This window comes from Streptomyces sp. NPDC001714, from assembly GCF_042892755.1.
Lineage (GTDB): Bacteria > Actinomycetota > Actinomycetes > Streptomycetales > Streptomycetaceae > Streptomyces.
This window is the reverse complement of record NZ_JBIAUL010000002.1, coordinates 646,316-658,644: the sequence shown is the minus strand read 5'-3', so window position 1 is coordinate 658,644 and position 12,329 is coordinate 646,316. Positions and strand designations below refer to the sequence as shown.

Sequence of the window (12,329 nt, the reverse complement as noted above, 5' to 3'; positions counted from 1 at the left end):
GTACTACCAGCAGCGCCACAACGTCTACGAGCCCGAGCAACTGGCCGACCTGGCCATGGCCCACGCACGACCACTCGGGACGAGCACCGCTCCTTCCGCGCACTGCTCGACGGCCGCCTCCTGCCTGCACGGCAGCCGACGAAGACGAAGCAGACCGTCCCGGCTCTGCTCAGCGTCCGCCGGGGTGCTCAAGACGGTTGAGGAGCAAGGCGAGTGACTCTTGCGGGGCCTGGCCGGCTGTGTCGATGACGATGTGATCCCGGTTCCACGGCTCGTAGTCGCGGTGGAGAACCTGCTGCCAGTCGGGCCGTGGCAGGTCAGGTATGTCGATCGATCGAGTGGTCACGCGGTCCCGGTGTTCGGCCGGGTCCGAGCAGACGACCTCGACTTCAACGACGTCAACGGCCGTCCGGATCCCCACGCTTTGCCAGCTGTCGCGGGTGACAGCCAGGGGATTCACCGATTCGGCGATCACGGTGAGTCCTTGCCGGAGATGTTCCTCGGCCAGGGCGTATCCGATGACGTAGCCGGCCGGTCCGACGGGGTGCTGTGCCAGGCCGGAGCGGACGATGCCCTGTTCGATGGTGTCGATGCGCAGGTGAACCGCGTCGATGCGGGCGGCCAGTAGCCGCGCCAGGGTGGTCTTGCCCGTGCCGGGCAGTCCGCCGATCACGATGAGCATGCGCTCATCCTGCCGGAGCCGTTCGGTTCCGTGCGAACCGGTGACCGCGAACCGTACTGCGCGGTTTCTGGTCAAGCGGACGGGGAGAACTGTTCGCGCACCCATTCGGGATCGGGGTTGGTGTGAGTCCGGCCCGCCACGACGACGGTCGGCACGGTCTCGTTACCGTCGTTGGCCGCCCGCACGGCTGCGGCTCCTGCCGGGTCTCGCCAGATGTTGACCCAGTGCGCCTGGCGGGCGCTGCGGCCCAGCCGGATACGCAGTCGCATGCAGTACGTGCAGCCCGGCCGCCAGAAGACGACCGGCCGGCCGTCGGCCGCGCTGCGGCGTTGCGCCTCCAGTGCGCCGATCGACCTCGGGAAGACCAGGGGCGAGTTCACTCCGGCGAGGACCAGGAACATCAGCAGGAGTGCCGCGGCTGTGCCGGGGCTCCCCTTGGAGCTCAGCCCGGTCGCGAGGGCTGCGCCGCAGAGCACGAACAGTATCGGCAGGATCCAGGCACGCATCATGGTGACGCAGGCTATCGACGATTCGGAGTGCTCCTCGAACCAGGCCGCTCAGCCGGGTGTTCGCCGGACGCTGAGGCCGGCCTTTGTCTGATCGTGCGCTCCGGCCGTCGCCGACCCGCCAACCGCTGTGGCGCCGGTAAGACGACCAGGCGGGTCACCAGCTGAGGGAACGGTGACAGCGGTGTGGGCCTCGTCGCTTGTTCTTGACACCTGTGGGCGCGGGCGACGTACGGTGAACCGATCGGTTTCTGACGGGTGGAGGCCCTTGATGCACGTATCCGGCGCGGCACCGCGAGGTGGGCGCTGTGGCGTGCGACTGATCGTGCGTCGGTATGTCGACTACTGCCGCACCTGCTCCGCCGTCTGTCCTTCCGCGCGCCGCTGATCCCTGCCGGCCCGTCGCGTCGGTCCCCCTCACGCCGTGGCCTCGCCCGGCTTTTTCCACCGTGGCCCCGTGCCCCGTGCCCGTGGCTCCGAGTTCCCGTGTTTCCCGGAAGGAACATCCATTGTCCGGCCCCGCCCTGCACCTCGCCGTCGAGCTCGACGGTGACGGCGCCCACCCCGCGGCCTGGCGCCGCGCCGCCCACTCCCCCGACCAGTTGCTCACCCCACGCCGTGCCTCCGGACTCGCCGCCGTGGCCGAGAACGCCGGGTTCACCCTGATCACCCTGGACGACGGGGTGCTGCCGCCCGGTGCCGCACCCGATCCCGTCGGCCGGATCGGGGCGGTGGAGCGGGCGGCCTTCGTCGCGGCGTCCACGAGCACGATCGGGATCGCGCCCGCCGTCCCGGTCACGTATGCCGAACCCTTCCATGTCTCCAGCCAGTTGGCGTCCCTGGACCACATCTCCGCCGGCCGCGCCGGGTGGGTGGTGACGGAGGAGGACCATCCCGAGGCAGCCCGGGTCTGGGGGCGCCCCCTGGTCGCCGACGCCGACGCCCGGGCCCGGGAGTCCCAGGACGGGATCGAGGTGGCCCGCGCCCTGTGGGACTCGTGGGAGGACGACGCGGTCATCCGGTCCGTGGCCACCAGCCGCTACCTCGACCGCGACCGCCTGCACTACATCGACTTCACCGGGGAGACCTACGCCGTCAAGGGCCCGGCGATCGTGCCGCGCCCCCCGCAGGGACAGCTCGTCGTCCTGGGACGGCCGGAGGTGGTGCCCGCCGCGCAACTCGACGTCGCCCTGATCGAGGGCCGCGACCCCGCGGCGATCGCCACGGCCGCCGCGGCCGCGGGTACGCCTCGGGTCTTCGCCGAGGTCGAGGTCGCGCTGGACACACCGGACGCGACCGGCGCCGAGCGCGTCGCCGACCTGGAACGGTACGCGTCCTGGACCGACCGGGGACGGCTGCGGCACGTTGGTTCCGCGGACGGACTGGTCGCTGCTCTCGAGGAGTTGAGCCGTCACGTGGACGGGGTGCGGCTGCATCCCCTCGTACTGGACGAGGACCTGCCCGTCCTCTCCCGTCTCGTCCTGCCGGCGCTGTCCGCACGGCGGCTCGTCGCCCGCCCGCTGCCGGGCACGTCGCTGCGCTCGGCCCTCGGTCTGGAGCGCCCCGCCAACCGTTTCGCGGCCGCGGCCGTCCTGGAGGAGACCCGATGACCCGCACCGACCCCCTCGACGTCCCCCGGCCGCACGCCCAGCTGCACTTCGGTGTGTTCTTCCAGGGCGTCAACCACTGGACCATCTGGTCCGCCCCCGACAGCGGCTCGCAGATCGACCCGGCCTCCTTCCGCCGGGTGGCCCAGACCGCCGAACGGGGCCTGTTCGACGCGTTCTTCCTCGGCGAGGGGCTGCGGCTGCGCGAGGTCGACGGCCGCATCCACGACCTCGACGTGGCCGGCCGGCCGGACGCCATCACCCAGCTCGCGGCGCTGGCCGCGGTCACCCGCCGGATCGGCCTGGTCTCCACCTCCAACTCCACCTTCAACGAACCCGCGGACCTCGCCCGCCGCCTCTCCGGCCTCGACCTGCTCTCCGAAGGCCGGGCCGGCTGGAACGTGGTGACCACAGACAACGCCTGGACCGGCGCCAACTTCCGCCGCGGCGGCTACCTCGACCACGCCGACCGCTACCGGCGCGCCGAGGAGTTCCTCACCGTGGCCCGCGCCCTGTGGGACGGCTGGGACGACCAGGCGGTCGCCACGTCCGTGGACGCTCCCGCCTGGTCGGTACCCGGTGCCGTACGCCGGGTGCGCCACCAGGGCGCGCAGTTCGACGTCGACCTCGCCCCCACCCTGCCGCGCAGCGCCCAGGGCCACCCGGTCATCTTCCAGGCCGGCGACTCCGGCGAGGGACGCGACTTCGCCGCCCGCAACGCCGACGTCATCTTCTCCGCACACGGCAACGACTTCGACGACGCACTGGCCTTCGCCAAGGACATCCGCACCCGGCTGCGCGCGGTCGGACGGGCCGACGACGACCTGCGGATCCTGCCCGGCACCGAGATCATCATCGGCGCCACCGAGGAGGAGGCCCAGGAGAAGAAGCGCTGGATCCGGCTCCAGCAGGTCACCCCGGCCACGGCGTTGGGGATCGCCGGGCTGGTGTGGGGCATCGATCTGTCCGACCGCGACGCCGACGGGCCGCTACCCGCGGAAGACCCGGTCGTCGCCGAGAACGACGGCTCCTTCGGGGCCCGGCGCATCGCCGACCCGCGTGCGGTGGTCGCCGAATGGCGGGCGAAGGCACAGGCGCACGGCTGGTCGCTGCGCGAGACCGTCATCGCGCTCGGCCCGCAGCGCGGCCACGTCGGCACCCCGTCCGGCCTGGCCGACAAGTTCGCCCACTTCGTGCGGCACGGCGCGCTCGACGGCTTCAACGTCACGCCGTACCTGATCCCCGACGGCCTCGACGACATCGTCGACCTGCTCGTCCCAGAGCTCCAGGAACGCGGCGTCTACCGCACCGAGTACACCGGCACCACCCTGCGCGAACACCTCGGCCTGCGCGAACCTCTCACCCACCGGTCCGCGCGGGAGCGACGCCAGGCGGGCTGAGCACTTCGGCGACTGGACCGCGCCGCCGACGGACCGGCACCGGGTGCCGGTCCGTCGGCGCGGCGGGGGCACGCTCCGCCCTGCTCAGCCGGCCTCGGGCCCTGCGAAGGCGAGCACGGTCTTCCCGTGGGTCCGCCCGGCCTCGTGGCGACGGTGGACCTCGACGGCCTCCGTCGCCGGAACGACGGCCGGGGGGACGGAGGCCAGCTCTCCGGACGCGAGCGCGGACAGGGCCGTGGACAGGTACCGGCCGATGGCGGCGGGGGAACGGCGGGCGACGTCACCGATGTTGTACCCGGCGAGGGTCCGGTTGTTCTTCCACAGGTCCCAGACGTCCGCCGTCCAGTCGGCGTCACGTCCGAGATCCCCGTAGACGACCACCCGCCGAAGGGCGCCAGCACCTCCAGGCTCGCGCGCCGCACCGGCCCGCCGACGGGGTCCAGCACCAGGTCCACCCCGATGGCGCTCGCGGCCGGGGCGCCGCCGCCGGGGCCGTCGGGCTCGCCGAACTTGACGTCCCCGCACTCTCCTGGAGCAACAGCAGGGCGCAGCTCACCATTCCGCTCGGAGCCGCGCGGACGCCTCGCGGTCGAGGACGTCGTCGGCCGGGCAGCGGCCGCGTGCGACGTAGCGGTCGGCGTAGGCCGCGACGGCGTCCACGACGCCGGTGCTCGCGCCCAGTCGCGGCAGGGCGTCCAGCGCCGCGGCGAAACAGGTCACGGCGGCACGCCTGAGTTCCGGGTCGGCGAGCCCGTGGCGTGCCGCGGCGGTCCACAGCGGATTGTGCGGCGCGGGGGTCCCGGCGCCCCGCTCGGCCAGGGGCGCCACGGCCCGGTTCGCGAGGGCGGCGGCACCCGGGTCGTCGAACAGGGCCGTGACCACGGCGAGCGGCACGATCCACCCGTCGTCGCCGGGCTGTGCGTCGATCATGCGCAGTTCCAGGTGTCCGCGTGGCCTGACCGGCGGAAACAGTGTGCTGATGTGATACTCGAGGTCCGCGTGGGTCGGCGGGCGCATGGTGCGCGAGCGGGTCCACTCGCGGAAGCTCACTCCGTCCGGCACCTCCCAGGGGCCGTCCCGTCGCACGCACATCACCGGTGCGTCGAGGACCCGCCGGACCCAGGCGTGCCGCGGATCGTGAGCCAGGGACGGCCCGCCGGCCCGTCCCGGATCGAGTTCCGTCCACATCAGCTGCCGGGTGGACAGCCAGCCCGTGGCACGGCCCTCGGCCATGGGCGAGTTCGCGAACACCGCGACCAGCACCGCACCCAGGTGGTGCGCCAGCCACCAGCGGCGCGCGAACCCCATGACCCCGGGCTCCTCCCGTCCGGCGTCGAGGCACACCTGGACGGAGGCCGACGTGCACATCAGGGTGCGCCCCGCCGGGCCCGTACGGTCGAGGCAGGCCTCCATCGCGTCGTACCGCCGCTCCCGCAGGAAACGGCGCGGCCGCTGCCAGGGATCGACGCCCAGGCCGGCCAGGGCCAGGCCGTGCCCGCGCAGTGCGGTGCGCACCGCATCGAGATCGGCGGAGACCTCCGAGACACATGCGGCCAGCGACGGGGTCGGCCGGGAACTCAGTTCCACCTGACCGCCGGGCTCGACACTCAGCCCGGACGTCAGCGGGAGGGTGCGCAGGTCGGCGTGGGCGGCTGCCAGCTCTTCCCGGCCCACGGACTCGTGCGGCGCACGCTCCCGGTGGACGAGCCATTCCACTTCGACACCGACGCTGCGCGGCGGGCCCGTCTTGAAACAGACTCCCTCGACCAGCGCCTCCGCCTGTTGTTCGGTGACGGCGGGGCCGTCAACGCCGCACTCCGGTGAAACCGACATCCGGGAGCCTCCCGAGCCGCCTCAGGGTCGTCGGGGATCCGACGTCCGGTACGCGTACCGCTGTGCCTGCTGCAAGAGTCCGCCGTCCTGCCCTGTCATGACAAGAGCGCACTTTCCAGACGACTGGGCATGCGGCACCCCGTAACGGGCGACTCGGAAGGTCCCGGGCCGTCCTCAGCCCGACGGGGGCCCGCCGCCGGTGTCCCGGCGCACCTTCTGCCGGATGCGCGTGTCCCGGTCGTGTTCGTGGTGCTCCAGCATGCGCAGCCGGGCCGTCTCGGCGTCCCCTTCCCGGATCGCCTCGGTGATCGCCCGGTGTTCGGCGAGGGTCGCGCCGAAGGTGTCGTCGACCGTGCTGGTCTGCCACGGTGCGCTGGTCTTCACCTGGGCGTCGACGGTGTGCAGCAGGGCGGAGACGGTGGTGTTGTGGGCGGCGGCGCGTACCGTGTCGTGCCACTCGTTGAGGCTGCGGCGGATCTGGCCGGGATCGTCCAGGGTCCCGGCGTGCTCCAGCAGGGCGTCGAGCCGGGCCAGGTCCACCGGGCTGCGACGGCCCGCCGCCGAGGAGGCGAGCAGGGCGTCCAGCACGGCGCGCAGCTCGAAGAGTTCGAGCATCTCCTCGTCGGAGCGTTGCCGTACGGCGAAACCACGCCGGGTGCTCACCAGGAGTCCGTCGCGCTCCAGCAGCGCCAGGGCCTCGCGGACCGGCGTGCGCGACACCGCGAACTCCTCGCTCAGCGCCAGCGGGACCAGGGAGGCGTCCTGCGGGTACCGGCCGGCGGTGAGCCGGTGCCTCAGCTCGTCGTAGATCGTGTCCCTTGTGCTCTTCATCCGTTTCCTCGTCGCGGGGCGGCCCGCGAAACGGTTCGCGGGCTGCCCCGGATCATGCCCGATGCCCGGGGCCGTGGTCAGCCCCGGCCCTCGGCGGCGTCGTCCGGCTCCGGGCCGAGGACCAGCGGCAGCGCCGGGTCGGCCCGCCACTCCGAGAGCGAGCCGTCGTACAGCAGCACGTCGTCGATGCCGATCTCGTGCAGGGCCAGGGCGAGCCCTGCCGCGTTGATCGCCCCGCCGCAGTAGAGCACGGTGCCGTTGCCGGCCCGGATCCCGTGGGCGCCGGCGAGGCGTGCGGTCCGCTCGTGGGCGAGGGTGTTGTCGGGGCCGAGCAGGTCGGCGTACGGCAGGCTGGTCGTGCGCGGTATGTGGCCGGAACGCGGCCGCTCGGGCGTGCCCAGGTACTCCGTACGGCGCAGGGCGCAGACCGCCGGGGTGGGGTCGCTTCCGTCGGCGATCCGCTTCATGCGGTCCAGCCCCACGAAGCCGTCACCGGCCGGGCGCGCGACGACGTCCCCGGGGGCGGGGGCGGGTTCGCGGCCGTCGGTGACCGCCAGTCCGGCCGCCTCCCAGGCGGTGAGGCCGCCGTTGAGGACACGGACGCGGGTGATCCCGGCGGTGCGCAGCACCCACCACACGCGGGCCGCCCAGGCACCGGTGAGCCGGTCGTAGACGACCACGGTGGAGTCCTCGCGGATGCCGAGGTCGCGGGCGTGGGAGGCGATCCGGGACGGGGACGGGCAAGTGAAGGGGAAAGGAGCGGCGGGATCGGACAAACCCTCCATCAGGTCGGCGAAGTGGGCGCCGGGGATACGGCGTTCGGTGTGGAGGCCGAGCCCGCTGACGAAGACCTTGCCGCCGTCGGGACCGGTGTGCCGGTCCACGGTGGCGTCGAGGAGGACCACCTCGCCGAGCCGGTCGCGCAGCCAGGCGGCGTCGACGAGGGCGCTCGTGCCGGATGTCATGGCCGCTCCCCCGCCGCCGCCGTGGACGCGGCGCGGTTGCGCCACTCGCCGCGTTCCGGCCGGGCGAGTCCCAGGTTCTCGCGCAGGGTGGCGCCCGCGTAGCCGGTGCGCACGAGGCCGCGGCGGCGCAGTTCGGGTACCACGTGGGCGGCGAACTCCTCGAAGGCGGCGGGCACATGGGTGGCCTGGATCATGAAGCCGTCCGCCGCGCCGCTGTCCAGCCACAGTTCCATCGTGTCGGCGATGTCCGACGCGGAGCCGATCATGTCGCCCTCGGTACGGGCCCCGTACCAGCGGCCGATCTCGCGCACACTCAGCTTCTCCCGCTCGGCGAACTCGACGACCTCCCGGTAGTGGCCCTCGACGCCGACCTCGTCGAGGGAGGGCAGAGGGCCGTCGAGGTCGTAGCGGGTGAGGTCGACGTCGACGTGGTAGGCGAGCCGGGACAACCCCGCCTCGGGGTGGACGAGTTCGGTGAACGACTCGTGCTTGGCGAGGGCGTCGCGCAGGTCGGCGCCCACCACGGTGGTCGCGGCCGGCAGGATCTTGAGCTGCTCCGGGTCGCGGCCCCGGGCGGCGGCGCGGGCCTTGACGTCGGCGTAGAAGGCGACGGCCGACTCCAGTGACTCGTGGCTGCAGAAGACGACGTCGGCCCAGCGGGCGGCGAAGTCGCGGCCGGCCGGGGAGGCACCGGCCTGGATGATCACCGGATAGCCCTGGGGCGGGCGCGGCACGCTCAACGGGCCGCGCACGGCGAAGTGTTCGCCCCGGTGGTCCAGCGCCCGCACGGTGTCGGAGCGGCCGAAGACCCCGCTCTCCTTGTCGGCGACGATCGTGTCGTCGGCCCAGCTGTCCCAGAGCCGGGCGGTGACTTCGAGGAACTCCTCGGCTCGGGCGTACCGGGCCTGCCGTTCGGGCAGCCGGTCCTGGCCGAAGTTCTGGGCCTCGGCGTCCTGGAAGCTGGTGACCACGTTCCAGCCGGCGCGTCCGCCGAGGAGGTGGTCGAGTGTGGCCATGCCGCGGGCGACGTGGAAGGGCTCCTGGTAGCCGGTCGAGACGGTGGCGGCGACGCCGAGGTGCCGGGTGGCGGCGGCCATCAGGGTGATGACCGGGACCGGGTCGAGGCGCGGGGTGCCGGTGCCCCAGGTGACCGCCGGGGCGTAGGAGTCGCCGAGGCTTCTGGGCACCGCGAGGGAGTCCGGCACGAAGGCGAGGTCGAATCCGGCGTCCTCCAGGACCCGGGCGATGTGCGTGTAGTGGGCGGCGGTGAGGAAACCGTCGCCCGCGTCGGGGTGTCGCCAGCCTGCGGTGCCCTGCGGGCCGGCGTTGAGGAAGGCGGCCAGGTGCATGCGCGGGGCGGCCGGGTCGTGGGTGGTGCTCAAGGGGTGCTCCAGGTGTCGTGCGGTGCGTGCGTGCCGGGCGTCGCCGTCACGTGCCCAGCAGGGACAGTTCGTCCAGGAGCGCGACGGCGAAGGACCCGGTGCCGGTGGTACGGGCGCCCGCGCGTTCGGCCGCGGTGGCGAAGGCGACATGGGCGACGGCGGCGGCGGTGAGCGGGTCGGGTACGACGGCCAGGGCACCGGCGATCAGCGCGCCGAGGCTGCATCCGGCGCCGGTGACCTGGGTCAGCCGGACGTCGCCGCCGGGTACGCCGACGGTGCGGGTGCCGTCGGTCAGATAGTCCGTGGGGCCGCTGACCGCGACCACGGCGCCGGTCCGCCGGGCGAGTTCCTCGACGGCACCTATCGCGTCCGCCGAGGAGAGGGTGGTCTCGACACCCTTGCCGGTGCTGGCGCCGCCGGCGAGCGCGACGAGTTCGCTGGCGTTGCCGCGGATCACCGTGGGCCGGTGGTCGAGCAGGGCCTGCACGAAGGCGTCGTACTCGGTGGCGCCCGCGCCGGCCGCGACCGGGTCCAGCACCCAGGGCGTGCCGGCCGCGTGCGCGGTGCGTGCCGCGTCGACCAGGGGCTCGGCCGGGTTGCTGATGAGTGCCGCGGTGTTGATCCACACCCCGCCGGCACCGGCCGGGAAGACGGTGGGGAAGTCGGCCGCGGCGCCGATGGCGGGTCCGGCGCCGACGGCCAGGAGCACGTTCGCGCTCAGGTTGGCGGCGACGTAGTTGGTCAGGCCGTAGACGAAGGGCGACGCCGACCGGATGGCGGCGATGCCGTCGGCGATCTCGGGGCTCTCCCAGGTCAGTTCTTCCATGGCGGGGTGTCTCCGTGGCTCTCGGACGCGGTCGGCGGGGGCAAGTGCATGCAACTGTATGCAGTAGAAGGGTCGATTCCGCCGCCCGCACATCTTCATTTCACGGAGCCGCAATACTCGCGGCCGTCAGGAGGTGACCGAACATCCATTCTCTTGCCGCAGGGAGCGTCGGCCGGTTCACTGGAGAAATGGTGACTTTCGCCGCCACGCTGACGGGCTTCTGGCCCTCGCGTCGCGTCCACCTCTTCGACGGGTTCTGTAGCCGGGCCGCGTGACCGTGCTCCGCTCCCCCGGACATCCGGGGGGCATCGTGCCACCACCCGCCCACGTCACCCGTCCCACCAGAGGAAGCCGAGATCCGCCATGTCCGTGACCGATGAACTGCTGGCCAACAACGCCCGTTACGCGGAGTCCTTCTCCGGCCCGCTCCCACTGCCGCCCTCCCGGCAGCTCGCCGTCGTGGCCTGCATGGACGCCCGGCTGAACGTCTACGCGCTCCTTGGCCTGAACGACGGCGAGGCCCACGTCATCCGCAACGCGGGCGGTGTGGTCACCCAGGACGAGATCCGCTCGCTCGCCATCAGCCAGCGCCTGCTGGGCACCGAGGAGATCATCCTCATCCACCACACCGACTGCGGCATGCTGACCTTCACCGACGACGGGTTCAAGGACGCGATCCAGAAGGACACCGGGATCCGTCCGCTCTGGGCGGCCGAGGCCTTCGCCGACCTGGACACGGACGTGCGGCAGTCCATTGCGCGCATCAAGGCGGACCCCTTCGTCGTGCACAAGGACCGCGTCCGCGGTTTCGTCTTCGACGTGGCCACGGGCAGGCTCTCCGAAGTCCTCTGAGCGTCGCGGTCCGAGGACGTCGCCGGGTCAGAAGGTGGGCCGGCGAACGGTCACACCACGCTCACCGGATGCCGTACCACCGCGTCGAACAGGTAGCCCTGTGTGTTGGGCACGGCGGTGTCCGGCTGAGTGCGGCCGGCGGTGTCGGTGGCCCGGGCCAGCAGGTGGGTGGGGCCGGGTTCCTCCGGCTGCCAGTCGAGGGTCCAGCGGGTCCAGGTACCGGCGCGGGGCCGGTCGCGCAGGTGGGCACGGCGCCAGCTCGTCCCGCCGTCGGTGCTGATGTCGACCCGGGTGACGGCGCCCGCACCCGACCACGACCGTCCGTGCAGTACGTGCCGGTGCCCCGCCGTGAACGTGGCACCGTCGGCGAGCTCGAAGGCGCTCTTCGTCGCCTGCCGGGTGAGCGGTGCGCTGCCGCCCTCCGGGTAGGAGGGGCCGAACAGGCGGTAGAAGGTGGTGTTCCAGGGCGAGAAGAGCGGCTCGGCGGACACCTCGATGTCGCCGACCCACTTGATCGACGCGATCCCCACCCAGGAGGGCACCAGCACCCGCACCGGATGGCCGTGGTCGTACGGAAGCCGCTCACCGTTCATCTCGTAGGCGAGCAGTACGTCGTCCAGTGCCTTGGCCAACGGCAGTGGACGGCGGACCCGGCCGAGGCTCTCGCCGCCGCTGACGTACTCGGCGTCCAGGCCGCGCGGCTGCACGTCCACGGCGTCGTGGGAGAGCCCGGCCCTGCGCAGCACGTCGGCGAGGCGCACCCCGCGCCAGCGTGCGACCCCGATCGCGCCGAGGGTCCACGCGGTGCCGGTGACGGTCTCGCCCTGCTGTGTCGTGTAGTAGGAGCGGCCGTTGCCGGCGCACTCGACGAAGGCGGTCCGGGTGACGGACGGCAGGGCGCGCAGGTCGTCGTACCCGAACTCCACCGGCCGGTCCTCGCCCGGGCTGCCGCGCAGTCCGCTCCCCCACAGTCTCAGCCGCCAGTCGTCGGCCTCCAGGACGGGGGTGGCGGTGTGGTTGCGCACGAAGAACAGCTCGTTGGGGGTGTGGTGGCCGATGCCGCGCAGTGCCTCCCAGCGGGTCTCGGCGTTGGTGCCGCGCTCGATGAACCACTCGGGCGGCAGCGGCTTGACGATTCCGGCGACGGCGGCGCGGGCGGAGCGGGGGCTCCCGAGTGCGGTCCCGGCGGCGGTGGCGGCGAGCAGGGTGAGCAGCCGGCGGCGGGTGACCCCGTCGGCCCTGGCCTCACCGGCGAGCCACTGGCGCAGCCTTCGGCGGTCGTATGCGGTTTCGTGGCGGTGACCGGAGGGGGTGGCAGCAGACATGGCGGGTCCTCGTCATGAGGGGGCGAAGGAGCACGGCAGGGGGCGGTCGCGGACCAGGGTCCGGGCTTCGGCGGCAGCGCACACAACTGGGCTGGCCTGACCGGCGGTTGACAGAGCTGT

General features: G+C 72.9%; 12 protein-coding genes. 3 read left to right on the top strand and 9 right to left on the bottom strand.

All coding sequences use genetic code 11. The features are described from left to right. Nucleotides 1-169: 169 nt before the first annotated feature. A complete protein-coding gene (locus ACFY0P_RS07595; RefSeq protein WP_388908392.1) occupies nt 170-682 on the bottom strand; it encodes an AAA family ATPase in 513 nt (170 codons plus the stop codon). A 71-nt stretch (nt 683-753) separates the two neighbouring features. Further along, entirely contained in the window at nt 754-1,191 is a 438-nt protein-coding gene (locus ACFY0P_RS07590) for a glutaredoxin domain-containing protein (RefSeq protein ID WP_388908391.1), read from the bottom strand. 506 nt (nt 1,192-1,697) lie between these two features. Here ACFY0P_RS07590 and ACFY0P_RS07585 point away from each other — a divergent pair. Together ACFY0P_RS07585 and ACFY0P_RS07580 are read left to right on the top strand one after the other, a co-directional pair. Then, nucleotides 1,698-2,798, top strand: coding sequence for an LLM class flavin-dependent oxidoreductase (locus tag ACFY0P_RS07585; RefSeq protein ID WP_388908390.1), 1,101 nt, complete (start codon nt 1,698-1,700; stop codon nt 2,796-2,798). Beyond that, a complete protein-coding gene (locus ACFY0P_RS07580; RefSeq protein ID WP_388908389.1) occupies nt 2,795-4,195 on the top strand; it encodes an NtaA/DmoA family FMN-dependent monooxygenase in 1,401 nt (466 codons plus the stop codon). The genes ACFY0P_RS07585 and ACFY0P_RS07580 overlap by 4 nt, the downstream gene beginning before the upstream one ends. Nucleotides 4,196-4,279: 84 nt before the next feature. Here the strand turns inward: ACFY0P_RS07580 and ACFY0P_RS07575 are convergent, their stop codons facing one another. From ACFY0P_RS07575 to ACFY0P_RS07550, 6 genes are all read right to left on the bottom strand, one after another. Further along, nucleotides 4,280-4,576, bottom strand: coding sequence for a hypothetical protein (locus ACFY0P_RS07575; protein ID WP_388908388.1), 297 nt, complete (start codon nt 4,574-4,576; stop codon nt 4,280-4,282). Between the two features lie 171 nt (nt 4,577-4,747). Further along, the gene (gene egtA, locus ACFY0P_RS07570) at nt 4,748-6,028 is read right to left on the bottom strand and encodes an ergothioneine biosynthesis glutamate--cysteine ligase EgtA (RefSeq protein ID WP_388908387.1); all 1,281 of its coding nucleotides are present in this window, start codon (nt 6,026-6,028) and stop codon (nt 4,748-4,750) included. Nucleotides 6,029-6,202: 174 nt separating this feature from the next. After that, a complete protein-coding gene (locus ACFY0P_RS07565; RefSeq protein WP_388908386.1) occupies nt 6,203-6,859 on the bottom strand; it encodes a GntR family transcriptional regulator in 657 nt (218 codons plus the stop codon). Between the two features lie 77 nt (nt 6,860-6,936). Further along, entirely contained in the window at nt 6,937-7,824 is an 888-nt protein-coding gene (locus tag ACFY0P_RS07560; protein ID WP_388908385.1) for a sulfurtransferase, read from the bottom strand. After that, nucleotides 7,821-9,206 (bottom strand): LLM class flavin-dependent oxidoreductase, encoded by a 1,386-nt coding sequence (locus ACFY0P_RS07555; protein ID WP_388908384.1) that lies wholly within the window; start codon nt 9,204-9,206, stop codon nt 7,821-7,823. The genes ACFY0P_RS07560 and ACFY0P_RS07555 overlap by 4 nt, the downstream gene beginning before the upstream one ends. Nucleotides 9,207-9,252: 46 nt before the next feature. Next, nucleotides 9,253-10,032: a hydroxyethylthiazole kinase gene (locus ACFY0P_RS07550; protein ID WP_388908383.1), complete on the bottom strand. Its 780-nt coding sequence runs from the start codon at nt 10,030-10,032 to the stop codon at nt 9,253-9,255. 363 nt (nt 10,033-10,395) lie between these two features. On the opposite strand from ACFY0P_RS07550, the gene ACFY0P_RS07545 reads away from it, so the two are divergent. Then, nucleotides 10,396-10,884: a beta-class carbonic anhydrase gene (locus tag ACFY0P_RS07545; RefSeq protein WP_388908381.1), complete on the top strand. Its 489-nt coding sequence runs from the start codon at nt 10,396-10,398 to the stop codon at nt 10,882-10,884. Nucleotides 10,885-10,934: 50 nt separating this feature from the next. Here the strand turns inward: ACFY0P_RS07545 and ACFY0P_RS07540 are convergent, their stop codons facing one another. Then, nucleotides 10,935-12,209: a sulfite oxidase gene (locus ACFY0P_RS07540; RefSeq protein ID WP_388908379.1), complete on the bottom strand. Its 1,275-nt coding sequence runs from the start codon at nt 12,207-12,209 to the stop codon at nt 10,935-10,937. Nucleotides 12,210-12,329: the final 120 nt, after the last annotated feature.

What these genes read in the sequence shown, in the direction of transcription:
- ACFY0P_RS07595 (WP_388908392.1), bottom strand. Translation starts at nt 682, where the DNA reads ATGCTCATCGTGATCGGCGGACTGCCCGGCACGGGCAAGACCACCCTG.
- ACFY0P_RS07590 (WP_388908391.1), bottom strand. Translation starts at nt 1,191, where the DNA reads ATGATGCGTGCCTGGATCCTGCCGATACTGTTCGTGCTCTGCGGCGCA.
- ACFY0P_RS07580 (WP_388908389.1), top strand. Translation starts at nt 2,795, where the DNA reads ATGACCCGCACCGACCCCCTCGACGTCCCCCGGCCGCACGCCCAGCTG.
- egtA (WP_388908387.1), bottom strand. Translation starts at nt 6,028, where the DNA reads ATGTCGGTTTCACCGGAGTGCGGCGTTGACGGCCCCGCCGTCACCGAA.
- ACFY0P_RS07565 (WP_388908386.1), bottom strand. Translation starts at nt 6,859, where the DNA reads ATGAAGAGCACAAGGGACACGATCTACGACGAGCTGAGGCACCGGCTC.
- ACFY0P_RS07560 (WP_388908385.1), bottom strand. Translation starts at nt 7,824, where the DNA reads ATGACATCCGGCACGAGCGCCCTCGTCGACGCCGCCTGGCTGCGCGAC.
- ACFY0P_RS07550 (WP_388908383.1), bottom strand. Translation starts at nt 10,032, where the DNA reads ATGGAAGAACTGACCTGGGAGAGCCCCGAGATCGCCGACGGCATCGCC.
- ACFY0P_RS07545 (WP_388908381.1), top strand. Translation starts at nt 10,396, where the DNA reads ATGTCCGTGACCGATGAACTGCTGGCCAACAACGCCCGTTACGCGGAG.
- ACFY0P_RS07540 (WP_388908379.1), bottom strand. Translation starts at nt 12,209, where the DNA reads ATGTCTGCTGCCACCCCCTCCGGTCACCGCCACGAAACCGCATACGAC.